Raw genomic sequence first — 23,211 nt, 5'->3', positions numbered from 1 at the left:
TAAAAGGGTTTGCCGGGCATATCCAGTTAGTGAATAATTCACCAGATGAATAGGGGTGAGAAGATGAACCGCGATGAACTCGTTGCCTTTCTTGATGAGTACCTTCAGATTTCTGCCTATCCGGACAAGTCGAGCAACGGACTCCAGGTGGAGGGGAAGGAGGACGTTGAGAGGGTCGCTTTTGCCGTTGACACAACGCTGAAAACCATCGAGAGGGCCACAAAAGCAAAAGCGGACATGCTAATCGTCCACCATGGAATGATATGGGGCGGACTGAACTACATCACTGGGGTGCACTACAAACGTTTAAAGGCCCTCTTTGAAAGCGGCCTGAACCTATACGTCGCTCATCTCCCGCTGGACGCCCACCCTGAGGTTGGAAACAACGTTGAACTGCTGAAACTGCTCGGTTTGGAGCCAAAGGGTTCGTTCGGAGAATACAGAGGACTGTCGATAGGCTACTGGGGCGAGTTCGATGAACCGCAGCCTATTGAGAAGGTCGCGCAGGTAATAGCGGAGAAGCTCGACACGACTGTTAAGACGTATGAATTCGGGGAGAGGGAGATTAAAGCCGTCGGTGCGGTCAGCGGAGCTGGAGCATTCGCCCTTGAGGAGGCTTGGAGGAAGAGAATTGACCTCCTCATAACCGGTGAGTTCGGGCACGCCGATTACTTAACGGCTATTGATCTTCCACAGAGTGTCCTCGTGGCGGGGCACTACAAGACGGAGACGCTTGGAGTAAAGGCCCTCATGGGGCTTTTAAAGGGGCGCTTTGGGCTTGACGCCTTCTTCATAGACGAGCCAACAGGACTCTGAATTCCTCTATGACTTCTTTTTCCTTTAGAATCCGCAACCCGATTCCAATCTCCCTGGCGTAGTTCAAAACCCAACCCGGTTTGGTGTTTCGGAAGGGAGTTATGACCCACAGCTCGGGAAAGCCAGCCCTGTGGGCCTTAACCACGTCGTAGAGCAGCCTCTGCGGAAACCACTTGAAGGACGCCTCAAGCTCTATCGCGAGGAGCTTTTTCTCTCCGTTGAGAACGGCTATGTCTATCCGCGTGCCGTCGGGCGTTCTGTACTCGGGAACGGCCTTCAGGCCTAGTCCTTCCGCCAGGGAGACGATTTCACGCGTTAGGGTTTTGACCTTGATTTTGGACACCTCAGAAAAGAAAGGAGTGGAAGTTAAAAAAACCTACTCGACAAGTTTTAGGAATATTTCCTCGAGGCTTGGCTCTTTCACCTGCATTGTTAGAACCTTCGCGCCTTGGGAGGCAACGTAGTCGTGAATCTCCTCCCTAACGTCCCTCGAAGCAACAACGCGGTACTTGTTCTCGCCGAGTGAAGTCACGCTTAATTCCGCTGAACGCCAATCCACAGGCTTGTTCGTCTCAATGAGTATTGTGTAGCCAGCCTTCTTCAGGAACTCTTTCTTGATGTTCTCAATGCTGTCCTCCAAGCGGAGCTTGCCCTTGACTATTACTCCGACGGTGTCGCAGACTTCTTCGACGTGGGCTAAGATGTGGCTGGAGAAGAAGACGGTCTTTCCGGCCTTCTTCTGCTCCCTGATGATGTCCTTGAACTCCGCAATGCCCTTGGGGTCAAGACCGCTCATCGGTTCGTCGAGGATTAAAAGCTCGGGGTCGTTGATCAAAGCCTGAGCTAAGAGAAGCCTCTGGCGCATGCCCTTCGAGAACTTGCCCACCTTCTTGTTCCTTGCATCCTTGAGACCGACAAGGTCGAGAAGCTCGTTAATCCGCTTCTCCTTCTCAGCCTTTGGGATTTTAAACGCGTCGGCAATGGTGTCCAGCGTCTGAACCGGGGTCAAAAAGTCCCACAGTGTGGCGTGCTCTGGCATGTACCCAATTCTGGCTTTGACCTTAACGAGCCTACCCTCGTCAAACTTCCCATCCCTGAAGACTTCCTCTCCGAAAAGTTCTATGCGCCCTTCCTGGGGGAAGATCAGGCCGAGGGTGCTTAGGATCGTGGTGCTTTTTCCAGCACCGTTTGGGCCGAGGAAACCGTAAACCTGGCCGGGCTTGACCTCAAGGCTAAGGCCGTCCAAGGCCCTAACGTCCTTGTAAACCTTAACGAGTTTCTCAATCCTCAGCATCACCATCACCTCAAATCCATCCTCTTGAACCTGATGAGGGCCAGCGCGAGGTAAACGGGGATAAGTGCCGCTATCACCCCCGTTTGAGCTGGGTTCTCCGATATCGCATGCCTGAGTCCAAGGTACTCGATGGTATACGTGCCGTCTTCGTTGAACTTACTCGTCTCAACGCCGCTGATGATATCAAGCATGAGAACCTGCGGGACGTAGAAGAGGTACTTCAGGTGATACTCCCTGTAAAGCTCGCCAAGGCGTTCCCGGTAGGCCGTTCTCTGCTCAGGCGAAAGCTTCGTGAAGTCTCCCCTCTCATGAAGTCCAAACTCCTTGTCAGCCCTGTCCTCTGCCCACCCATCAACGATCTGAGGGGCCACAAGACCCGTGACGAAGAACAACACGAGGGCCAGTCCTAAGGCGGTGTTCGGGGAGCGGACGAAGGTTGAAATTAGCAGGCCGAGGGCTAAAAGCTGGAGCATGGCCAAGAGAACCAGACCGTTGGCCAGGGCGAGGTCAAGGGCAAGCTTCCCGCTGAGGGAGAGGCCGTAGTGCTTTGTTACGACAAAGGACAGGAGGGTGGCGAAGACCATTGCAACCACTATGCTGACGCTTTGACCAAGGAACTTGCCGATTAGGTAGGAGCCCCTGCCAAGAGGCTTGCTCAGGGCCACCCTGAGGGTTCCGTTTTCAAGGTCTGAGTTAATCCCCGTTGCTCCCGCCATGAGGGCGTAGACACCGATGAAGAGGAACGCGCTTACCGCTATGTAGCCGACCAGGCTCGTCAGGAGGACTCCCTGGGGGTCAGAGGCCCCCTCAAGGTTGTCTTTTACCTCCCTGAAGGCCATTACGTAGATCAGCAAAATCAAAACTAATATCAGCCAGAACTTCTTCGTTCTAATGCTTTTCTTCAACTCCAGCTCGAATCCCCACATGCTATCACCTCAGGTCCGTTTTCCTAAACTTGAGCCATGAGATTGCGAGGTATGCAACAGTAGGTACGACCAGCACCGCCAGGTTGCCGGGATAGTTGAGAACCTCGGCGGGGGACTTTGGAAGAAGGCTCCTCTTCGGGGAAACGGCCATTGTAAGTACAGTGTAGTGCAGGTTGGGGCTCGGCACCGGAAGGGAGTTCTGGGTCAATACGTCGATGAAGGAATTCCCTGCCGAAGCCGATGCCGCGATGACCGAGAGGGGTACGGCAAAGGCCAGCAGAAAGGCCAGAACCAGCGAGAGGAGAAGTGCCTTCCTTCCCCTCATGAAAGCTGACAGAAGGTAGCCGAGGGCCAGGTACTGGAGGAGCGAGAGGAAAAGGAGGGAGCCAAAGGTAAGGCCGAGTTCGAGGGTTCTGCTTAAGGGAGCACTCAAGTGCAGGGCGTAGGCAACGATAAGGGTCACGTAGAAAGCCGTTCCAATGAAGACAGCGAATATATCACTGAGGAGCATCCCGAGGAAAAAGTTTTTCCTCTTCATCGGCTTGCTCAGGAGAACCCTGACGGTGCCGTTCTCAATTGCGGAGCCAATCGAGAGCGCCCCGAGGGGCAGAACCACGAAGGGCAGGAAGGGGCTGTTGAAGGCCTGGATCACGGCATTGAGGAGGCCTGGGATGCCGTGGCTGGTGTAATACTGGTCGAGGGTGCCTTTGTTCAGAAAAGCCATCAGGCCCGTAAAAGCGACGAAGGCGATAAATCGCCTGCTCTGAAGGCTCAGCCCAAGGAAAACGCCGTAAAGCCCGCAGGGGGAGATGGAAACGCCTGGTGCAGAGAGCAACTCGGGATTCCTCAGCTCCCTCCTCCTGAAAAGCTCCATTCCTGCGAGCGAGAGCGCAACGCACAGGGCCAACAGCTCACCAACGGCGCGATAAAAGATTGAGACGGAGTCCCCTATTGACAGAACCTTTTCAAGGTAAACCGTAGGGATGAACGGGTAATCAGATTTTCCGAGGAGAAGGAGAGCAACGAACGCCCCAAGCCCAAGGAAGACCCCGGAGTCGCGGGAGGTCGCGAGGGGAAGGAGGAGCAGGGCGATTCCGATTACACCGACCAGCGAGAGCGAGAGTGTGAGCGAGCCTATGAGGTAGTCCCTAACTTCGAAGCCGTGAGCAAACATCGCGAGCGCTCCCGAGAGTACAATTCCCAGGGCGGATGTTAGGGCGAGCTTTAGCCCCTCAAGGCTCCGGCCCAGGAAATAGCGCCTCCTCGTGATGGGTTTTGAGAGCATCAGGACGACGTTCCCCCGCTCGAAGTCCGAGCCGAAGCGCGAGAGGAGGATTATCAGCAGGACTAGTATGAGGAGGAACCTGATGAAATTCGGAAGCCACTTGGTGAGCAGGTCCGCCGTTATCAGGTGGCCGAGCTCTTCAGGAGGTATGTTGGGATAATGGATGGTGAACCTGTGAACGTCTATCTCGACCCCTATAGCCGGGAAGAGGGAAATCAGGACAAGCGCTATCCACTGACCGTTTAGCCGGCTCATTACCCCCGGTTTCTTCATTTAACCCCCCCATCTACCCAGTTCCATTCTAATCGCGCGCAGGTAAGCCAGGGCAATGAACGGAAGGGTGAGGGTCATGAACAGAAGGGCCACTAATTGGGATCCTTCCTGAAGGGCGGGGCTGATGATGAGGGCGAAGAACGGCAAGAGAGCGAGTGCCAGCTTCCTGCTGAAGAGGCCCGTCAAAAAGATAACCGTTGCTGTAAAGGACACCACTGCAAGGGAAAAACCCAGGACGGGCGTGAAAAGGGCGAATAGCCCTAAAACCACGAGGAAACGCCTTATCAGATATGCTCTCCTCACCGGTTTGCTGAGGATCAAAATGGGGTTTTCGGATAGCACCTCGATTACCAACAGGGGAAGCAGAAATAGGGCGAAGAAAGCCTTCGTTATTCTGTCAACCGGCAGGAGGAGAACTATTAAGAACACAAAGAAAGCCCGCGAGGCCCACAGACCCGCGATTTCCTTTCTGATCCACCAGGGCAGGGGCCTTAGATACAAGGCCGGAATTGAAGGCCTGATGAACTCCCCCGGCTCGAAGCGGAGGAATGGAATGATGGACAGCGCAAGTAGGATGACGGTGAAACCGAGGGCGATTCCGGCCCTGAGCAGGGCGTCTTCTTTATCCCCAACATCCAGATCCCTGGCAAAGAGTTCGAGCTGAACTCCAGGAGAGAAAAAGGCGTAGTTGCCGTACTTCCGCTCAAGGGTATAAACGAGGGAGGAATACTCGGCCTTCTTGGCCTCATAATCTGCCAGGGTCTCGATTCCGAGGGCTTTCTGGGCATCGTTTTGAACCTTCATATCTACGTAACCCGTGGGCAAGAACGTGAGAATCAGAAAAACCAAAGTGCCGACGAGGAAGGTTTTCCTTGGGTTCTTCAGGAGGAGGCCTGTTAGATAGTCCAATGGAAGAAACGGGAGAGCAAAAATTGCGTAGAGGAACGCTGTGGGCTTCACGAGTGCCGGAAGGGCCACGATAAGAGCTAAGAGCAGGTGCGAGAGCAGAAAGCCCGCGAACAGCTCAATCCTTTTCAGAGGTTTCGAAAGGATTAACTCGAGACCGTAGGACAGGCCGGCAGGAAAAACCGAGGAGAGGAGAAAACCGAGAACGATGTACGGAACTATCGGGGAAATTTCCACGTCGGCGAGCAGGGTGATGGACGTGAGGACTAAGGCGATTAGAACGGAGAGGGAAAGACGACGTGATTCTATCTTCAGCAGGGCTCTCATTTTATCTCACCTTCTTATGCTCCGGAAAATCTCCGCTGACTAAGGAAGGCTCTCCCCCTACTGTTGAAGAACTCGCAGACTATTCTAACACCGTCCTTCATTTCCATCGGACAAAGTTAGAAGGGAGGTTTAAAAGAATATCGTATATCTACCCTCGCCCATCAATAGGGCGGGGTTTTCAAAAAATGTAAATTCACAAGCAATCAGCCGAGCCTCTTCTTCACCTCTTCAATGGCCTCCTCGGCCTTGAGCGGATTCTTGATTCTTCCCTGGGCAAGCTCTTTCCTTCCGCCACCGCCGCCACCTGCGACGCTCGTTATTACCTTCGCCAGCTCGCCGGCCTTGAGATCGAGGCCGTCTCCGACCGCAACGACGAAGTGCCCCTCTCTGGTGATGAGGACGATAACGCGCTTATCCTTCCTGAGCTTGTTGGCGGCTTCGCGGAGGTCGTCTATCGTCCCTTCGACCACTTTGCCGATGAACTCGATTTCTCCAACCCTCTCGACCTCGTTCTCCAGCTCGTAGACGAGGAGCTTCGCCAGCTCTTTCCTCAGCTTCTCGACTTCTTTCCTCGCTTCCTTCCACTCGTTGAAGAACCTCTCGGCCGTCTCAGGCACCTTCTCAGGCGGCACGCGGAATATCTCTGCGGTCTTCTTGAGTATCCTCTCGGTCTCCTGCATCCAGTTTATGGCAGCCTCTCCGGCGGCGAAGATTATGCGCTCAACACCGTCCTGTATCCTCTCGGTCCTTAGAATCTTTATCGGGCCTATCAGGCCGGTGTTGGGCAAATGCGTTCCACCGCACGCTTGCACATCCCAGTCCTCTATCTTAAGAACCCTGATAACCCTTCCCGGAACGACTCCACCCTGATATAAGCGGAAGCCGTACTTTTGCTCTGCCTCCGTCCTCGGAAGCCACTCCCAGGTGACCTTCCTGTTCTCCATCACAACCCTGTTGGCGAGGCGCTCTATTTCTCTCAGCTCCTCCTCGGTTATGCGCTTGTAGTGGGATATATCCAGGCGGGCCCAGTCGGTGTGGAGCTGTGAACCGGCCTGCCAGACGTGCTTTCCTAAAACGCGGACGAGTGCGCCCATGAGGACGTGCGTTCCGGTGTGGTGGCGCATGTGCTGGATTCTCCTGTCCCAGTCGAGCCTTCCGTGAACCTTGGCCCCTTCCTTGAAGAGCTCCGGCCTCTCGACCTTGTGCAGGATGACCTTTCCAACCTTCTGGACGTTTGTAACCTTGACTTCCTCGCCATCAACCACCAGAACGCCCGTGTCGTAGGGCTGGCCTCCGCCTTCCGGATAGAAGGCCGTCTGGTTGAGAACTACCCAGCCGTCTATGACCTTGAGAACCTCGGCGTCGAACTCTTTCATAAACGGGTCCTCATAGTAGAGCGTTCTCGTGTCGGGGAGGTCTTTCACCAGCTCGAAGTCAACGACGTATTCTCCAGCCGTCTTTTTCTCGGTTTTCTCGGTCTTCTCGGCCTGCTTGGCGACGAGGGTGTAGAAGTTGTCCGGTATCTCGACTTTGACACCTTCCTTCTGCGCCACTTCAGCCACTATCTCGGGCGTGAGTCCATGGCTCTCGTAGAAGAGGATGAGCTTGTCCAGCGGTATCTCGTTGATGCCCTTCTTCTTGAGCTTCGCTATTTCGCGCTTCACGAGGTCGCTTCCCCTCTTCAGCGTCTCCTGGTAGCGCTTCTCCTCGACGTTGATTATGTCGAGGATAACCTCTTCCATCTCCTTGAACTCCGGGAACGTCGGGGAAAGCTCCTTTATGTGCATAGCCACGATTTCAGCGAGCGGTATCTCAAGGCCGAGCTCGCGGAGGTGCCTTATGCTCTTCCTGATGAGCAGGCGCGCGAGGTAGCCGGCCTTGACGTTAGACGGAATCACTCCATCGGCGAGCATGAATGTTAAGGCCTTGGTGTGGTCAGCTACGGCATAGATGAGCTCGTAGGGCCTTACCGCTTTCTCAAGTTCTTCGACACTTATGCCGACGCGCTTTGCCACCTGCTCCCTCAGATAGCGAAGGTCGCCCATGTCTTCTATGTCGAACATTCCAGCTAATCTGGAGTTCTCCATCAGAATCCTTTCGTCTATCTTCTCAACACCTGCCATCTTCTTAAGCGGTTCGATAACGTAGCCAAGGACCGCGTCGTAGGCCGTTGGAGTGCCGTGGCTCATCCACACGAGCCTCTCAAGGCCGTAGCCTGTGTCAACGACGCGCGTCTCCATCGGGACGTAGTAGTCGCCCTTTATTTCAACTACCTGGCTCGGGTCGGCGTTTTCAGGGGCCTTCTTGTACTGCATGAAAACGAGCGTAGCCACTTCCAGACCGCGATAAAGCACCTCAAATGCCGGGCCAGCGTTTCCTCCGCCAGCCCACGGGTTCTCCTTGAAGGTTATGTCCTCGGGCTTCATTCCGAGTTCCTTGGTGAAGAACTCGAAGGCAAGCTCAACGGTCTCGTCCATCCAGTAAATCGGCTTGCCCGGGTAGTTGAAGGCGTGGTGGGCCATCATCTCGAATATCGTGAAGTGCCTGCCTGTTATTCCGACGTTGTCTATGTCGGTGAACCTTATTGAGGGCTGGCTTATCGTGAGCGGGTTCGCTGGGGGGTCTGCCTCGCCGCTTATGACCCACGGCTGGAAGTCCATTATGCTGGCCCCAACGAGGAGAACGTCGTCACGCCATCTCGGAAGAACTGGGTAGCGCTTAACGCGACCGTGGCCCTTCCTCTCGAAGAAGCTCAGGAACTTCTCGCGCATCTCGTCGAGCGTGTACTTCTTTGGAATTCCGGGCTTTCCAATGAATGAGTACTCGTCACACGGGGGGTCGCCGCAGGTCTCTCTATCGGGGTCGAGCGTCCAGAAGAATTTCCCGCACTTGGGACACTGCTTTCTTATCCATCCCTCTTCCTTAAACATCCTGGTTGTCATGTCCATGCTCATAATCCTCACCTCTTAAGTTGAAGTAGAAAACGGGGTAGGTCTATTAAGGTTTTCTCATTCCTTCGAGTCCGGGCCGAGGTCGACCTCAACGTCCTCAAAGCGCTCCTCATCGATGAGAACGAGGGGAACCTTGAGGGACCGGAGGAGATTGATGAGCGCCCTCTCGCGCTTCTCCATCAGCTCGAGCTTGTGCCTTAAGCTGGCGTTCTCGACGGCGAGACTGTTGGCCTCGTCCACCTTGAGCCGGAGCTGCATTTTCAGCTCGTTTATCTGTTCCTCGAGCTCCACTACTGAGCGTTCGAGCCTTTCAATCTCCTCAAGGTATTCCCGACAGATGCGATCCTTTATCATCTCGGTCAGCCCCGCGAAACCTCCTCACCGCTCAGGGGGCTCCAGACTCATCATCCCTCAGGGTTTTGTGGTCAAAGCCTCATAAGCCTTTGCATCTGTGAAACTTTTCTAAACATGAAAGAATTCTCTTTTGTTAATAGCAAACTAAACTTTAAAAGGATAAAAGGACATAGATGTACCGTTAACGTGTCTAATAGACAGTGTACGTGGTAGAAGAACATTAACGTCTATCAACGTCCTCTGTTAAACTGAGGGGTGTTGAGAATGAGCGCCATTGTGGACTTCATAAACTGGCTCGATGGGGAAGTTTGGGGCATCCCCATGATAGTGCTGCTGCTGGGCACCGGCCTGCTCCTAACGGCGATTCTAAAGGCAATACAGTTCAGGCGCCTAGGCTGGGCTATCCGCTTTACCCTCTTCGAGGGCAGGAAGAAGACCGGAGAGGGAGACATCACTCCGTTTCAGGCATTGATGGCAACTATCTCAGGAACGGTAGGTATTGGAAACATCGCCGGTGTCGCGACGGCTATCCACTTCGGTGGCCCCGGTGCGCTGTTCTGGATGTGGATAACCGCGCTGGTCGGTATGGCCACGAGGTACTCCGAGGGACTGCTAGGTGTCGCCTTCAGGGACAAGCTCCCAGACGGAACCCAGATCGGCGGAACCTTCAACTTCCTTGAGAAGGGCTTTGCGATGGAGAACATCCCCAAGACGGGAAAGTACCTCGCGGCCATCTTCACCCTGCTCTTCGCGGTGTTCATTGGCTATGATGCAACCCAAATTAGCGGTGCAACCCAGATAGGGGCGATAATAGTCGCGATACTCTTCGCCATCCTGGGACTGTTCCTCCTGAAGGACGACGCCTACCCGACGCTCGGAAAGGTTCTAGCAATACTCTTCGCCCTCTTCGCCTCGATAGCGGCCTTTGGAATAGGAAACATGACCCAGTCCAACTCCGTCGCGGATGCAATAAGGACAGCCTTCAACGTTCCGATGTGGGTCACCGGTCTGGTACTGGCGGTGCTGACATTCATAGTCGTAATCGGCGGTATCAAGAGGATCGGCGAGGTTGCGGAGATGCTCGTGCCCTTTATGGCAATAGTCTACTTCCTCTTCGCCATTGGGGTCTGGATAAAGTTCGCGGGGAAGTTGCCTTCGGCCTTCGCCCTCATTGTCAAGGACGCATTCACGGGGCAGGCAGTCGCAGGGGGAGCCATCGGCCAGGTCGTCCTCTGGGGTGTCAAGAGGGGTCTGTTCTCCAACGAGGCCGGTCTCGGTACTGCTACAATAGCCCACGCGTCCGCTAAGACAGACCACCCATCAAGGCAGGCTCACGTCGCGATGCTCGGTCCGTTCATCGATACCCTGATAATCTGTACCCTCACAGGAGTCTCGATAGTTGTTACCGGAGTATACACGAACCCTGATCTCAACGGAGCTCCGCTGACCCAGGCTGCTTTTGCAGCGGCCTTCGGCCACGCCGGAGAGATAATGGTCGCAATAGGTATAATTCTCTTCGCATACTCGACGATACTGGCCTGGTCGTTCTACGGCAGGCAGAACGTCATGTACCTCGCCAAGTGGCTTGAGCAGGACCCCGAGAAGTTCGCCAGGCTCTACCCGAAGCTTCACATGATCTACAACCTGCTCTTCGTCGTCTTCATCTACATAGGTGCTGTGACGAAGCTCGAAACGGTCTGGAACTTCTCGGACATGATGAACGGATTGATGGCAATACCGAACCTCATAGGCCTGCTCGTCCTCTCGTGGTACGTCAAGAAGAAGACAGACGAGTTCGTAGCGGCGAACCCGTGAGCTTTCTTTTCTCTTTTACTCACTTGCCAATTTGAGGTGATGAAAATGACTTCTGAGTACCCAAAAATCGTTGTAAAACCTCCCGGACCAAAGGCGCGGAAGATGATAGAAAGAGAAAAGCGCGTCGTTTCTTCGGGCCTTGGAGTCAAGCTCTTTCCGGTCGTCCCCGAGAGGGGCTACGGGGCCCTCATAGAGGACGTCGATGGGAACGTCTTCATAGACTTCCTGGCCGGGGCCGCGGCGGCATCGACTGGCTACGCCCACCCAAGGCTCGTGAAAGAAGTCCAGGAGCAGGTTGCCAAAATCCAGCACTCAATGATAGGCTACACCTACAGCAAGAGAGCCATAGAGGTGGCGGAGATACTGGCCGAAAGGGCCCCTGTAGATAGCCCAAAAATCCTCTTCGGCCTCAGCGGGAGCGACGCGCTGGATTTGACTATGAAGGTAGCGCGCTTCGCCACGAGAAAGCCCTGGATAGTGGCGTTCATAGGGGCCTACCACGGTCAGACCTATGGGGCGACCTCGATAGCTGCCTTTCAGAGCTCCCAGAAGAGGGGCTTCTCTCCGCTCGTTCCCAACGTCGTCTGGGTACCCTATCCAAACCCCTACAGGAACGTCTGGGGAATAGACGGGTATGAAGAGCCCGACGAGCTGATAAACCACTTCCTCGACTACATGGAGAGCTACATCTTCGCTCATGTGGTGCCTCCTGACGAAACTGCCGTTTTAATAGCCGAGCCGATACAGGGCGATGCCGGAATAGTTGTGCCACCGGAGAACTTCTTCGTCGAGCTAAAGAAGCTCCTCGACGAGCACGGGATTCTGCTCGCCATGGACGAGGTCCAGACCGGAATCGGGAGAACTGGCAGGTGGTTTGCGAGTGAGTGGTTCGGGGTTAGGCCTGATTTGGTAGCCTTCGGAAAAGGCGTCGCCAGCGGCATGGGGATGAGTGGCGTCATCGGAAGGGGCGAACTTATGGAGATGACTAGCGGTTCGGCGCTGCTTACTCCAGCGGCGAACCCAGTGATCTCGGCGGCGGCCTACGCTACGCTGAGGATAATCGAGGAGGAAGACCTCCTCGGCAACGCCCTTCGCGTCGGAGAGTTCATCCAGAAGCGCCTGCGGGAGATGCAAGAAGAGTATGAGGTCATAGGCGACGTCCGCGGGAAGGGACTGATGATAGGGGCGGAGATAGTGAAGCCCGACGGAAAGCCGGACCCGGAGCTGACAGGAAAGATATGCTGGCGCGCCTTCGAGCTCGGCCTAATCCTCCCGAGCTACGGCATGTTTGGGAACGTTATCAGGATAACGCCACCGCTCGTGATAACTGAGGAGCTTGCCGAGAAGGGCGTTGAGATAATGGAGACTGCCCTGAAAGACGCACTGGCGGGTAGAGTCACCCACAGGACTGTGACGTGGCACTGATTTTTATTTACGGAGAGAGCCACTGGGCCAGCTAAAGCAACCCACTGCCTTCTTTTTCTTACCGTCCCTCCACCGTCGGTGTCCAACAACCCATCGGTTATTCCACTCCAGCACTGGTGAGAACCCAGAACCTTTATTAACAGTCCCCCAAAGCTTACATGGCGGTCATTATGAAGATACTAAGAAATGCTTATCTGCGATGGCGCTCCAAGTGTCCCTTCGTCAGGAAGTTCGAGGAGTGGAGGATGAAGAGAAAAGCGAGAGAGTTCAAGCTTGAAAAGAGGGGCTGAGTTAAAACCCCAGCAGCCCCAGGATTTCCTCTACAACCTTCTCCCTCTCAACCGCCTTCTGCTCGCCGCTGTCCATGTCCCTTACGGTTACCTTGCCCTCCGAGAGGTCCCTCTTTCCGATGAGGACGACGTAAGGCACGCCGAGCCTCCCGGCGTAGTCAAGGGCCTTGCCGAGCTTTCTACCGGTGAGCTCGTAGTCCGCTTTCACGCCGGCCTCCCTGAGGGCCGTAACTACCTCAACCGCGGCCCTCTTGACTTCGGCGTCCTTCCCGATGGGGACAACGTAGACGTCCGGCCTGAGCTTTGGCTCAGGGATAAGACCCTTCCACTCGAGGATGGGGATGAGACGCTCTATTCCTATGGCGAAGCCAGTGGCTGGCGTCGGCTTCCCACCGAAGACCTCTATGAGGTTGTCGTACCTCCCTCCACCGCCGATAGAGCCGATTCCAAGGTCGTTCGGTGCTATGGCCTCAAAGACTATGCTCGTGTAGTAGTCAAAACCACGCGCAATTCCAAGGTCTATCCTTATCCACTTGGAGACGCCGTATGCTTCGAGAAGGTCAACGAGTTCGTAGAGTCTGGCTACCTCCGCTTTTGCTTCATCGCTCGTGAACAGCTCCTCAGCCTTGGGGAGAACCTCATCTGGAAGGCCCTTTATCTCCACCAGCGCGAGGACCTTCTCAACTCCCTCCTCGCTCAAACCGAACTCCTTAAGCGCTCCAACAAAATCCTCCCTGCTCATCTTGTCCTTCTTGTCTATGAGCCTCATCAGGCCTATGTCGTCCTCAATCCCGAGCATCTTGGCGAACTCGTCGAGGAGAACGCGGTCGCCAATGTTGACAGTGAAGTCCTCTAAACCTGTCGCGAGGTAGCTCTCAACGAAGAGCGCTATGACCTCCGCATCGGCCTCGACCTTATCGCTCCCGATGAGCTCAACCCCTGCCTGCCAGAATTCCCGGTACCTGCCGCTCTGGGGTTCCTCGTAGCGGAACATGTTGGCCATGTAGTACCACTTTATCGGCTTCGGGGCGTTCTGGAAGGAGTTTACAAAGAGCCTTGCCACGCTTGAGGTCATGTCCGGTCTCAGAGAGAGGTTTCTGCCGCCCTTGTCGTCGAAGGCGTAGAGCTGCTCGACGACCTCTTCACCGCTCCTCAGCTTGAAGAGCTCGGTGTACTCAAAGGTCGGCGTGAGAACCTCGTGAAAGTTATACCGCTCGAAAACCTCGCGGATTCTCTCGAAGACCCATCTCCTCTTCGCCATCTCTTCAGGCAAAAGGTCTCGCGTTCCCTTAACCTTCTCGAGCCTCTTCATTCTCAACCCTCCTCTCGGGAAAAAGCGGAAGGGGTTAAAAGGTTAGCCCAGCTGGAGTTGTCAATCTGGGAAGTCAGGTGGCGGCGGTCATGAGAAGGTATATGCCTATGACCCCCTGCACCATCATTTGGGCTCCTATGGCCATCGTGAACATACCGATTATTCTGATGAAGACGCCGAGCGTGGTTTTGCTGACGTTCTTGATGAGGTAGAGGGTTATGAACATCGTGAGGGCAGTGAATATTATGGCCAGCAATATTGCCGCTGTGGCGTGGTAGAGGCCCTTCTCCGCGGTGAGGGTTATCGCGGTTGTTATCGCCGCCGGACCGGCGATTAGGGGCGTCGCCACCGGAACTGCCGCCAGGGCAAGAATGTTCTTCTCCTTCTTGAGGGTCATCATGCCGCCGCTCTCAAGGGCTTCAAGGCCTATCTTGAACAGGACGAAGCCTCCCGCAACGCGGAGGGCGTTTATGTCGATGTGAAATATCTCCTGGAGGATTATCTGGCCGGAGATCGCGAACAGGAAGAGCAGAAGGAAGCCTATGAGGTTTGCCCTCACTATGAGAGTCCTTATGTCCTCTATGTGGAAGTCCTCCCTGAGCAAACTCACCAGGAGTATCTTATCGCTCGGGTCTATCATTATGAGCATGAAGAGTGCGGAACTCAGTATCGAGAGAACCTCGCTCATGCTCGACACTGCGGTGAGGGTTTTATAAAGCTATGCCAACTTTCGAAGGCGATGACGAGACCGGCACTGGCTGATGTGTGATGAGCACTCGGTTGGCGGAGCTATTTGGAGTACATCCACTTCAAAAGCGGCGGCGTTATTATAGTCGTCGTGAAGACCACGAGTATTGCCACCGTGAGTGCGTCGCCGCCAACGACGCCGCTCGCCATTGCAACCGAGAGCATTGCGAGCTCTACACCCATCCTCGGTATCATGCCCACCCCAATTCTCAGGGAGGGGAACCAGTCAAAGCCCGCTATCTTTGCACCCATTCCACAGCCTATTACCTTGCTCGCAACAGCCATCAGGGTGTAGACCACCGCAAAGAAACCGGCGTGGAGAATGTAGCCGAGCTCAACCCTCATGCCGACCTCGACGAAGAACAGGGGAATGAACAGGGAGTAGCCGAGAGTGCTTACGTGCTCGACTATCTCCCTCTTCCGGGAGCTCTGACCGAGGGCGAGGCCCGTTAAGTAAGCGCCGAGGATCGAGGCGAGGTTGAGGTGTTCGGCCAGGACGGCAAAGACTATCATGAAGATTATCGCGAAGGATGTGCTGGTCTCTGGAAGGTCTATTCTGGAGATTATCCTGAACGCCCTGTCTGCGAATTTGGGGCCGAAATAGAGGAAGACAAAGAGAAAGGCCGAGACTTCCGCCACTATTTCGGCTAGAACGGAGTAGTGGACGCTTCCCTCGCTTAACAGGGATATAGCCACCGTGAGTATCAGTATGCCGAGCACGTCATCCACCACTGCCGCGGCCAGGATCGTCGTCCCCTCGCGCGTGTTGAGCTTCCTGAGCTCCATGAGCACTTTTACGGTTATGCTGACGCTTGTGGGCGTCATAATGGCCCCGTAGAGGACTGCTTCGTGGGGCTCTACAAAAGGATACGCCGCCAGAAAGCCAAAGGCAAAAGCCACCAGCACACCTACCCCTGCCACCATAACGCTCGGCTTTCCGACGCGCTTGAACTCCTCCAGCTCGCTCTCAAGGCCGGCTAAAAAGAGGAGCATTAGAACTCCCAGGTTCGAGAACTCCTGGATCACGGGCTCCGTATTAAAGAATATCCCCATTATGAAACCGCCGATGAGCTGTCCAAGGACAACCGGCTGGCCGAGGCGTTCGAAGACGTAGCCCATTATTTTGGCCATCGCCAGCATCAGGGCAATGAGCAGGATTATCTCCATCCTATCGCCCCTAATCCTTTGAAAACGCCCACTTCAGCAGGAAGGGCGTTACTATTGTCGTTATCACCACCATGGTCACGGGTATGGCGAAAGTACCCCTGTCAAATGCGCCCTCTCTCAGGGCGACGTTGGCCATTATCAAAGCCACCTCCATGCGGGGTATCATGCCGACACCGACCTGGAGGGCCTCTCTTGGTTTGAAGCGGGAGACGAATGCTCCCAGGCCACAGCCGAATATCTTCCCAAGGATTCCCAGGAGCGAGTAGACGAGCGCAAAGACTCCGGCGTGGGCCAGGACGCGGACGTCACTCTCTATTCCGATGCTGACGAGGAATATCGGGATGAAAAGGGAGTAGCCTATTGTCATTGTCTTGTTGTTTATCTCCCTCGCTTCCTCCGTACTGGCAACCAGGATTCCGGCAAGGTATGCACCGGTTATGCCCGCTATCTGGAACTGCTCCGCGAGATAGGCGAATATGAGCATTATCGCTATTGCCACGGCCGTTAGAGTTTCGGGAAGGGTTATTTTTTCCGAGGCTTTGAGGGCCTCTTTAACGGCTGGATGTCCAACCAGAAGGCCCAGGGCAAAGTAGACCGCGACCTCACCGAATATGATCATCAGGTCCTTCGCATAGACGCTCCCGCGGGTGTTTATACCTACCAGTATCGTGAGCACTATTATACCGAGGACGTCGTCGACGACCGCTGCCGCCAAAATCGTCGTCCCCACCCTCGTGCGGAGCTTCTTCATCTCCATGAGTATGCTGGTGGTAAGACCGACGCTGGTAGCTGTGAGAATGCCGCCAAGGAACATGGCCTGGACGTTTGAGTAGCCCCATGCCATGGCACCGAGGTAACCAAAGATAAAGGGCACGAAGACGCCGAGAGCGGCTATTATAAACGCGGGAACGCCGACGTGCTTGAACTCCTCGACGTCGGTTTCAAGGCCCGCCAAGAACAGGAGCATGACGACTCCCAGCTCCGCCAGGAGCTTTACTCCCTCGTCGTAGCCCACCAGCCCGAGGACTGACGGTCCTATGAGGATTCCACCGATGAGCTGGCCGAGGGCCGCTGGAAAGCCGAGGCGAACGGTCAGGTACCCAAACAGCTTTGCCACTATCAGTATCAGCGCGAGCTCTAGGAACACGTCCATGATTATCATCCCTGTGCACTTATTCTGACCCCACTAAGGTTGCCTAAAGGATTACATTGAGACTATGCGTATGAGACGAATTATGTCTTTAACCTCCAAGAGGCCGTGGACCTTTCTTTCTTTGTCTATCACGGGGAGATGATGCTTTCCGGTCTCCAGCATGACCTGTATGGCCCTTCCGAGGTCATCATCAACCCCTATCGTCACCGGAGTTCTGACCATGAGATCCTCAACTCTAGATGTCCTGTTTAGGGAGTACTTCTTCAGAAGGTTGAGGCCAACGACCGAGTACCTCCTAGGGGGCTCGAAGTAGTGGAGGAGATCCTTCATCGTTATAAAGCCGAGAAGTCTTCCCTCCTCATCAACGACAACGGCTGAGCTCTCTTCCCCCCGAAGGTGTTGTATGAGCTTTGAAAGCGAGTCGTTGGGGTGGAGGGTCAAAAATTCCGTGTCCATCACCAGCTTCACGGGCACCTTGGATATGTAGCGGATGTTGTGGCTGAGCTCTTCCTTTCTCTTCATCTGAATGAGCCGTCTCTTGCTGTGGATTATGTGTATCTTTTTGGCCTTCGAGTTCTTGGCTTTGTCTGAACTTTTGTCCTCCATAACGCTCCACTGGAAGACATTAATGCGCGGAAGTGTTTAAAGCTTTCGGGAATTTTTTAACATTTAATCCTCAAAAATACTGGAATTTACCCACTACTTTAACCACAAAATTGCCAAAAGATTTTTAAAGGGCCTTCCACAAAATTCGGCAAGGGAAATATGGTTTCTGATAACGGAAGCGGAAAGGTCTACGACGTTGTGATTATTGGAGCCGGCCCGGCAGGGCTTTTCGCGGCCTACGAACTCGCGGAAAGGAGCGATTTTAAGATTTTAGTTATCGACGAGGGCGGGGACGTTGACCAGAGAAAGTGCCCGATGTACGAGCTTGGCCACTGCATAGGCTGTCAGCCCTGCCACATAATGAGCGGTGTCGGCGGTGCCGGCGGGCTGAGCGACGGAACGATAAACCTCAGACCTGACATCGGCGGCGACCTGAGAGAACTCACTAACGACGAGAACTACGCCTGGCAACTCGTCTGGGAAGTTGACCAGATTTTTCTGAGGCACAAGGCACCAAGGAATCTTTTCAAGGGAGACTCTGAGCAGGTTCGCTACTGGGAGCAGAAGGCGGCACAGGCAGGGGTAAAGTTCATCCCGATAATTCAGAGGCACATCGGCTCGGACAGGACGCCCGAAGTCATAGGCAACATCAAGAGGCACCTCGAAAGCAAGGGAGTGAAGTTCCTTCTCTGGACTAAAGCCTTGGAGTTCGGTCGGGGATGGGTTAAAGTTAAGCGCGGAAAGGACGTCTTCGAGATCAAAGCGAAATACATAATCGTCGCGCCCGGAAGGGGTGGAGCGGAGTGGTTCCACGACGTTGCCCAAAAGATCGGCCTGAAGGCGAGGCACGGGCCTATTGACGTCGGCGTCCGCGTCGAGGTTCCGGCCATAGTGATGGAGCCGATAACAAGCATAAACCACGATCCCAAGTTCCACATCTACACCGACACCTACGACGATTTTGTCAGGACCTTCTGCACCAACCCCAACGGTTTCGTCGTTGAGGAGCGCTACGACGGCTACGTTGGGGTAAACGGCCATTCCATGCACGGGAAGAAGAGCAACAACACGAACTTCGCCTTCCTGAGCAGGATAGAGCTGACCGAGCCGGTGGAGGACACCACAGCATACGGGAGGAGCATAGCGCAACTGGCAACGACCATCGGCGGCGGGAGGCCTATAATCCAGAGGCTCGGGGATTTGAGGCGTGGAAGGAGGAGCACGTGGGCGAGGATAAGGAGGAGCGACGTCGAGCCCACGCTGAAGCACGTCACGCCGGGGGACATAGCTATGGCCCTGCCCCATAGGGTCGTCACCAACATCATAGAAGGTTTAGAGAAGCTCGACCGCGTTCTCCCAGGAGTTGCAAGCGACCACACACTGCTCTACGCTCCTGAGATAAAGTACTACGCGATGCGGGCGGAGGTCAATGAGAACCTCGAGACGAGCATAGAGGGAATTTTCGCGGCCGGAGACGGTGCTGGGTTGAGCAGGGACATAGTTAACGCGGCCGCGACTGGAATCCTCGCGGCTCGCGGGATACTGAAGAAGGAAGGCCTTTACACGGAGAGGGAGTTCAGGAAGCCCGGGAACTGGAGGCACGCCATAGAGTCCTTAGAAGATTAGCTTTTTAACCCACTCTCCCCTTCTATTTCCGGTGAGAAAATGCCGATGAAGTGCAAGTTCTGCGACAAGCTAGCATTCATAAAGCTCCATTATCCAAAAATGTACCTCTGCGAGGAGCACTTTACTGAATACTTTGAGAGAAAGGTGAAGAGGACAATAGAGCGCTATAAAATGTTCAAGCCGGACGACAAGATACTCGTAGTCGTCTCGGGCGGAAAGGACTCGGCAGTTACGGCCTACGTCCTCAAGAAGTTCGGCTACAACATTGAATGCCTCCACATAAACCTCGGAATAGGCGAGTACAGCGAGAAGGGCGAGCGCTATGCCAAAAAGCAGTGCGAGATGATAGGTGCCCCACTCCACATCGTCCGCGTGAGGGAGCTTCTGGGGGCAGGAATCGGCGAGGTAAGGACGAGGAGGCCAACCTGTTCCTACTGTGGCCTGACCAAGCGCTACATCTTCAACAAGTTCGCCTACGACAACGGCTTTGACGTCGTTGCCACCGGCCACAACCTCGACGACGAGGCCAGCTTCATCTTCAACAACATAATGAACTGGAACACGCAGTACCTGGCGAAGCAGGGGCCGGTGACACCTTCGGCCCTCAGCGGCAAGCTGGTGAAGAAGGTCAAGCCCCTCTACGAGGTCACCGAGAGGGAGGTCGTTGCCTACGCCTTAGCCAACGGCATAGAGTACGAGATAGACGAGTGCCCCCACGCGAGGGGAGCGACGACGCTCGAATGGAAGGCGATTCTAAACGAAATGGAGGAGAAGAGGCCGGGAACGAAGATCAACTTCGTCAAGGGCTACCTGAGAAAGAAGCACCTGTTCGAGGCCGAGCTGGAGGAGGCAGAGCTGAAGGAGTGCAAAGTCTGCGGAATGCCGTCGAGCGGCGAGGTCTGCTCCTTCTGCAGGTTCTGGAGATTGGAAAAGCCGGTTGATTTTAAGATAAAGCCCTAGCTTTACTATCGCCCTTCTAAACTCATTTTAAAAACAATCAAAACGTAAGGGATTTAAACATCGCGAACAAAGGTAGTATAATGTAGTTCAAGGAACACACCTGCATGGTGATGCAGAATGGGTTTGAGGGACTCAGTTATGTTCGAGATTTGGGAATCCATAAAGATGGGAGAGACCGTTCTTTTTGAGAGGGTGGGAGAAGGAGACATGACATTTGGCTTCTACCAGCTTCTCGATTGGGCGGAGAAGAAGGGGTTCCGAACGATCATCGTGGACGTGCTTGACTCTTATCCGGCAATGGTCTCCAAGATGAAGCTTATGGGCATTGAAACGGAAAAACTGTCCGAACTGGAGGTCATAAAGATAGGCGGTTTAAGAAAGCGTGGAAAGATCATAGCCCACATAGAGAACACATCAGAGCCAACAGTTCTTGTGAGAAAATTCAGGGAGGCTTATCAGCCCCCAATAGAGAACCCAAGCGGAAAAGTTCTGGCTATAATCGTTGGTCTTGAGAAGCTGTTTGCAATTTCTGACCTCACTATCAGGGGAGTCCAGACAATAGTCAGTTACCTGGCCAGTTACGTAGGAATGCCCAACCGGCTCGGGATATACTTCCTGAAAAGGGACGTGCTCTCGGGCGATAAAGAACTCTCACTAAAACTCCTCGAGGACATAGCCACGACGGTTATTAGAGCAGAAAAGAAGGGACACATGATAAAGCTCCACATCGCAAAATCTCTGAACAAGGAGTTAGAGGGGGTTCTCCTTAGAATTTGAAAATAAACAGAAAAAGAAGTTCACAACAGTTCCTTGAACCTCAGCCTGAAGCGTAGTTCTCCATCCACCGGGAACAGCACAGTGTAGCTGACGCCCTGCTGGATGAAGTCCCATCCGCTCTCGCTCTGGCTGAGGGTCTTTATCGGATACTTCCACACCCTCGCTTTCTTGTCGAGCTCTATCCTAACCTTCCCTATCCCGTAGGGGTCGTCCACCTCGAAGCTCTCAGCCTCAAATTCAGCCGGCTCTTCCATGACGCTGTGGACTGCCAAGTTTAGCTCGACACCGAATAGCGCCTTTGCATCGCTTCTCACGGTGTAGTCAACTACGAAGCCGTCATCCGTGAGGTGGAAGGTCTTCTCCACTTTAGCTGGCTTTCCTGAGACAGTTCCGTCCCTCTCAAGGGTTAGCCCGTTCTCAAAGAGGCTGAAGTCGTAGGCTCCACTAATGAAGTCGCCAAGCTCAAGGTAGCGGTTCAACCTGTACTCGTCGAGGGTCGTCTCTGGCTCAATGAAGTGATCCTGAAGGATGGCCCTGAGATGGCTATCATAGGCCAATTCACGCCTTATCTCCTCGGGGATCTGCTTTCCGAGCTCGTGTATGCTCGCCACTCCCTCGCCGTCGTCTTCCTCCGGAGTTGCCGCCTCCGGAACCTCGTGGTAGTGCTCCCATCTCCTAGCTATAACGTCATTGTAGTTCACGGCCTTCCTCTTTGAGCTGAACTCGAAGAGCGCCCCACCGTAGACAGGCTTGAAGACGGCGTAAAAGTTCTCGTCTTCGATGAATACCTCGTCACGGCCGTCGAAGTCTATGTCCCTGACGAAGTTCCCGGTGGAAACAAAGCTGTTCGCTCTTATAATGTTCTCCCAGAGGGCCCTGCGAAGGTGTGGGAGGTAGACGCCGCCGAAGACGCCGTGCCAGTAGGCGTCGTTGCACTGAGCCTTGAGTACAAACTGCCTCGCCTCGGGATTGTCCCTGACGGCTTTGCTAACCATCAGCATGCGCTTGTGCATGTAGTTGCTCTCAGGGTACTTGAAGAAGAAGTTCTTCCAGATTCCTCCCCTGACGAAGACGCGGTACTTCTCGAACTTGTTCTCCCTCTTAAGTTCCTCAATGAACTCGACGAAGAGTTTGGCCTGTTTCGCTGGAAGGGACCACTCGCTCATCTCGAAGTAGGAGGCTATCGGGAGGTAGACGAGACCCCTCGGCTTGAACTTTGAAAGGTACTCGGAGTAGAGCATCAGGTTTATCCTTTCATCGCTTGAAACCCGGTCAAAGAACTCCCTAAGCCAGCCCTTCTCGTAGACCCACTCGTAAGTTCCCGGCCAGACGCCGAACTTCTCGCCGTCGTCGTGGAATACAGCCACCTTGCTCTCATCGCCGTCGTCAAGGCTGTGGAGGTACTCCAGCGTTTTCTCGACGGGCCTGAATGGGATCAGATAGCGGAGCTTCTCGTCTATCGGGAAGACCGCTATGACCTCTCCTCCATCCTCGGTGTAGTAGGGCCAGTAGAGCTCCTCTTTAGCCAGTCCGGCGCTCATGAAGTGGTAGTCATCGACGATGACGTACTCTATCCCCGCCGCGCGGAGGCTCTTAACGAGTTCGGGCTGCCAGACGCGCTCGGTCAGCCAGACACCCTTAGCCTCGTAGCCGATCTTCTTCGCGAAGTCTTTCAGCATGTTTATCTGCTCTATCCTGTCCTCTTTGGGGATTGCCGCCAAAACCGGCTCGTAGAAGCCGGCAACGACTATCTCGAGCTGGCCCTTCTTAACGAGCGAGCGGAGAAGGTCGATGTGCTCTGGCCTGTTATCGCTCAGCCATTCAAGGAGCGGGCCGGAGTAGTGGGCCGCGACCTTCATGTTGGGGTACTCCTCGAGGGTTTCCATGAAGGGGCTGTAAGACCTGTCGTAGGCGCTCTCAAAGACCCACCCAAAGTTTCCAAGGGGTTGATGGTTATGAATACCGAAGATAAAGTTCACCATTGGCAACCACCCACCAGTACTGTTATCACTAGCAGTGATACGGAAAGAAAGGCATATAAACTTTTTTCTCACAATATTCACCACGGGTGATTACCGTACACCCTTGGATTTGACACCCCTTTGGAGGTGAACAATGTGAAGAAAGCAACAGCAGTTGTGTTAATGTCGGTTTTATTGCTTAGTTTGTCAAGTCTAGTAGGCAATAACTACAAGGTAGCT

At 54.3% G+C, this 23,211-nt stretch carries 20 protein-coding genes; 7 read left to right on the top strand and 13 right to left on the bottom strand.

The features are described from left to right. Positions 1–63: 63 nt before the first annotated feature. The gene (locus tag A3L08_RS02505; RefSeq protein WP_088853539.1) at positions 64–816 is read left to right on the top strand and encodes a Nif3-like dinuclear metal center hexameric protein; all 753 of its coding nucleotides are present in this window, start codon (positions 64–66) and stop codon (positions 814–816) included. On the opposite strand, the gene A3L08_RS02500 is transcribed toward A3L08_RS02505, so the two are convergent. From A3L08_RS02500 to A3L08_RS02470, 7 genes are all read right to left on the bottom strand, one after another. After that, on the bottom strand, positions 791–1,159 hold the full coding sequence (locus A3L08_RS02500) for a hypothetical protein (protein ID WP_088853538.1): 369 nt from the start codon (positions 1,157–1,159) through the stop codon (positions 791–793). The genes A3L08_RS02505 and A3L08_RS02500 overlap by 26 nt on opposite strands. A 33-nt stretch (positions 1,160–1,192) precedes the next feature. Next, positions 1,193–2,110 (bottom strand): ABC transporter ATP-binding protein, encoded by a 918-nt coding sequence (locus tag A3L08_RS02495; RefSeq protein WP_088853537.1) that lies wholly within the window; start codon positions 2,108–2,110, stop codon positions 1,193–1,195. Positions 2,111–2,115: 5 nt separating this feature from the next. Continuing rightward, positions 2,116–3,036 carry an ABC transporter permease subunit gene (locus A3L08_RS02490; protein WP_088853536.1) on the bottom strand — a complete coding sequence of 307 codons (921 nt, stop codon included), beginning with the start codon at positions 3,034–3,036 and terminating at the stop codon, positions 2,116–2,118. A gap of 4 nt (positions 3,037–3,040) precedes the next feature. Next, positions 3,041–4,594, bottom strand: a complete 1,554-nt coding sequence (locus A3L08_RS02485; RefSeq protein ID WP_088853535.1) for an ABC transporter permease subunit — start codon at positions 4,592–4,594, stop codon at positions 3,041–3,043. Then, positions 4,595–5,827, bottom strand: coding sequence for a hypothetical protein (locus A3L08_RS02480; RefSeq protein ID WP_088853534.1), 1,233 nt, complete (start codon positions 5,825–5,827; stop codon positions 4,595–4,597). 203 nt (positions 5,828–6,030) lie between these two features. Next, positions 6,031–8,781, bottom strand: a complete 2,751-nt coding sequence (alaS, locus tag A3L08_RS02475; RefSeq protein ID WP_088853533.1) for an alanine--tRNA ligase — start codon at positions 8,779–8,781, stop codon at positions 6,031–6,033. A 54-nt stretch (positions 8,782–8,835) separates the two neighbouring features. Continuing rightward, positions 8,836–9,132 (bottom strand): hypothetical protein, encoded by a 297-nt coding sequence (locus A3L08_RS02470; RefSeq protein WP_088853532.1) that lies wholly within the window; start codon positions 9,130–9,132, stop codon positions 8,836–8,838. 264 nt (positions 9,133–9,396) lie between these two features. Here A3L08_RS02470 and A3L08_RS02465 point away from each other — a divergent pair, with 264 nt between their 5' ends. The 3 genes from A3L08_RS02465 (at position 9,397) to A3L08_RS10215 (ending at position 12,662) form a co-directional block, all read left to right on the top strand. Continuing rightward, positions 9,397–10,947 (top strand): alanine/glycine:cation symporter family protein, encoded by a 1,551-nt coding sequence (locus tag A3L08_RS02465; protein WP_088853531.1) that lies wholly within the window; start codon positions 9,397–9,399, stop codon positions 10,945–10,947. Between the two features lie 45 nt (positions 10,948–10,992). After that, positions 10,993–12,372 carry an acetyl ornithine aminotransferase family protein gene (locus A3L08_RS02460; protein ID WP_088853530.1) on the top strand — a complete coding sequence of 460 codons (1,380 nt, stop codon included), beginning with the start codon at positions 10,993–10,995 and terminating at the stop codon, positions 12,370–12,372. 158 nt (positions 12,373–12,530) lie between these two features. Beyond that, positions 12,531–12,662, top strand: coding sequence for a hypothetical protein (locus tag A3L08_RS10215; protein ID WP_257789347.1), 132 nt, complete (start codon positions 12,531–12,533; stop codon positions 12,660–12,662). 1 nt (position 12,663) lies between these two features. Here A3L08_RS10215 and hisS read toward each other — a convergent pair whose 3' ends face one another. From hisS to A3L08_RS02435, 5 genes are all read right to left on the bottom strand, one after another. After that, positions 12,664–13,974 carry a histidine--tRNA ligase gene (gene hisS, locus A3L08_RS02455; RefSeq protein ID WP_088853529.1) on the bottom strand — a complete coding sequence of 437 codons (1,311 nt, stop codon included), beginning with the start codon at positions 13,972–13,974 and terminating at the stop codon, positions 12,664–12,666. 73 nt (positions 13,975–14,047) lie between these two features. Continuing rightward, positions 14,048–14,662: a MarC family protein gene (locus tag A3L08_RS02450; protein WP_088853528.1), complete on the bottom strand. Its 615-nt coding sequence runs from the start codon at positions 14,660–14,662 to the stop codon at positions 14,048–14,050. A gap of 101 nt (positions 14,663–14,763) precedes the next feature. Further along, a complete protein-coding gene (locus A3L08_RS02445) occupies positions 14,764–15,888 on the bottom strand; it encodes a cation:proton antiporter (RefSeq protein WP_088853527.1) in 1,125 nt (374 codons plus the stop codon). A gap of 10 nt (positions 15,889–15,898) precedes the next feature. Continuing rightward, entirely contained in the window at positions 15,899–17,041 is a 1,143-nt protein-coding gene (locus A3L08_RS02440) for a cation:proton antiporter (protein ID WP_088853526.1), read from the bottom strand. A gap of 51 nt (positions 17,042–17,092) precedes the next feature. Continuing rightward, the gene (locus tag A3L08_RS02435) at positions 17,093–17,647 is read right to left on the bottom strand and encodes a CBS domain-containing protein (protein ID WP_088853525.1); all 555 of its coding nucleotides are present in this window, start codon (positions 17,645–17,647) and stop codon (positions 17,093–17,095) included. Positions 17,648–17,806: 159 nt separating this feature from the next. Between A3L08_RS02435 and A3L08_RS02430 the strand changes: the two genes are divergently transcribed. The 3 genes from A3L08_RS02430 to A3L08_RS02420 all read left to right on the top strand — a co-directional run bounded on the left by A3L08_RS02430 (position 17,807) and on the right by A3L08_RS02420 (position 21,010). Continuing rightward, complete coding sequence (locus A3L08_RS02430; protein WP_088853524.1) at positions 17,807–19,273, top strand: NAD(P)/FAD-dependent oxidoreductase; 1,467 nt, start codon at positions 17,807–17,809, stop codon at positions 19,271–19,273. A gap of 45 nt (positions 19,274–19,318) precedes the next feature. After that, positions 19,319–20,233 (top strand): tRNA-5-methyluridine(54) 2-sulfurtransferase, encoded by a 915-nt coding sequence (ttuA, locus tag A3L08_RS02425; RefSeq protein WP_088854869.1) that lies wholly within the window; start codon positions 19,319–19,321, stop codon positions 20,231–20,233. 117 nt (positions 20,234–20,350) lie between these two features. Continuing rightward, positions 20,351–21,010, top strand: coding sequence for a DUF257 family protein (locus tag A3L08_RS02420; protein WP_088853523.1), 660 nt, complete (start codon positions 20,351–20,353; stop codon positions 21,008–21,010). Positions 21,011–21,030: 20 nt separating this feature from the next. Here the strand turns inward: A3L08_RS02420 and A3L08_RS02415 are convergent, their stop codons facing one another. Continuing rightward, positions 21,031–22,992 (bottom strand): alpha-amylase/4-alpha-glucanotransferase domain-containing protein, encoded by a 1,962-nt coding sequence (locus tag A3L08_RS02415; protein WP_088853522.1) that lies wholly within the window; start codon positions 22,990–22,992, stop codon positions 21,031–21,033. Positions 22,993–23,211: the final 219 nt, after the last annotated feature.

This window comes from Thermococcus pacificus, assembly GCF_002214485.1.
In the GTDB taxonomy this organism is placed as follows: domain Archaea; phylum Methanobacteriota_B; class Thermococci; order Thermococcales; family Thermococcaceae; genus Thermococcus; species Thermococcus pacificus.
This window is presented reverse-complemented; position numbering and strand designations above follow the sequence as displayed.

Coding starts and splice junctions, on each gene's coding strand:
- A3L08_RS02505 (WP_088853539.1), top strand. CDS start 64: ATGAACCGCGATGAACTCGTTGCCTTTCTTGATGAGTACCTTCAGATT.
- A3L08_RS02495 (WP_088853537.1), bottom strand. CDS start 2,110: ATGCTGAGGATTGAGAAACTCGTTAAGGTTTACAAGGACGTTAGGGCC.
- A3L08_RS02490 (WP_088853536.1), bottom strand. CDS start 3,036: ATGTGGGGATTCGAGCTGGAGTTGAAGAAAAGCATTAGAACGAAGAAG.
- A3L08_RS02485 (WP_088853535.1), bottom strand. CDS start 4,594: ATGAAGAAACCGGGGGTAATGAGCCGGCTAAACGGTCAGTGGATAGCG.
- A3L08_RS02480 (WP_088853534.1), bottom strand. CDS start 5,827: ATGAGAGCCCTGCTGAAGATAGAATCACGTCGTCTTTCCCTCTCCGTT.
- alaS (WP_088853533.1), bottom strand. CDS start 8,781: ATGAGCATGGACATGACAACCAGGATGTTTAAGGAAGAGGGATGGATA.
- A3L08_RS02470 (WP_088853532.1), bottom strand. CDS start 9,132: ATGATAAAGGATCGCATCTGTCGGGAATACCTTGAGGAGATTGAAAGG.
- A3L08_RS02465 (WP_088853531.1), top strand. CDS start 9,397: ATGAGCGCCATTGTGGACTTCATAAACTGGCTCGATGGGGAAGTTTGG.
- A3L08_RS02460 (WP_088853530.1), top strand. CDS start 10,993: ATGACTTCTGAGTACCCAAAAATCGTTGTAAAACCTCCCGGACCAAAG.
- A3L08_RS10215 (WP_257789347.1), top strand. CDS start 12,531: ATGGCGGTCATTATGAAGATACTAAGAAATGCTTATCTGCGATGGCGC.
- hisS (WP_088853529.1), bottom strand. CDS start 13,974: ATGAAGAGGCTCGAGAAGGTTAAGGGAACGCGAGACCTTTTGCCTGAA.
- A3L08_RS02450 (WP_088853528.1), bottom strand. CDS start 14,662: ATGAGCGAGGTTCTCTCGATACTGAGTTCCGCACTCTTCATGCTCATA.
- A3L08_RS02445 (WP_088853527.1), bottom strand. CDS start 15,888: ATGGAGATAATCCTGCTCATTGCCCTGATGCTGGCGATGGCCAAAATA.
- A3L08_RS02440 (WP_088853526.1), bottom strand. CDS start 17,041: ATGGACGTGTTCCTAGAGCTCGCGCTGATACTGATAGTGGCAAAGCTG.
- A3L08_RS02435 (WP_088853525.1), bottom strand. CDS start 17,647: ATGGAGGACAAAAGTTCAGACAAAGCCAAGAACTCGAAGGCCAAAAAG.
- A3L08_RS02430 (WP_088853524.1), top strand. CDS start 17,807: ATGGTTTCTGATAACGGAAGCGGAAAGGTCTACGACGTTGTGATTATT.
- ttuA (WP_088854869.1), top strand. CDS start 19,319: ATGAAGTGCAAGTTCTGCGACAAGCTAGCATTCATAAAGCTCCATTAT.
- A3L08_RS02420 (WP_088853523.1), top strand. CDS start 20,351: ATGGGTTTGAGGGACTCAGTTATGTTCGAGATTTGGGAATCCATAAAG.
- A3L08_RS02415 (WP_088853522.1), bottom strand. CDS start 22,992: ATGGTGAACTTTATCTTCGGTATTCATAACCATCAACCCCTTGGAAAC.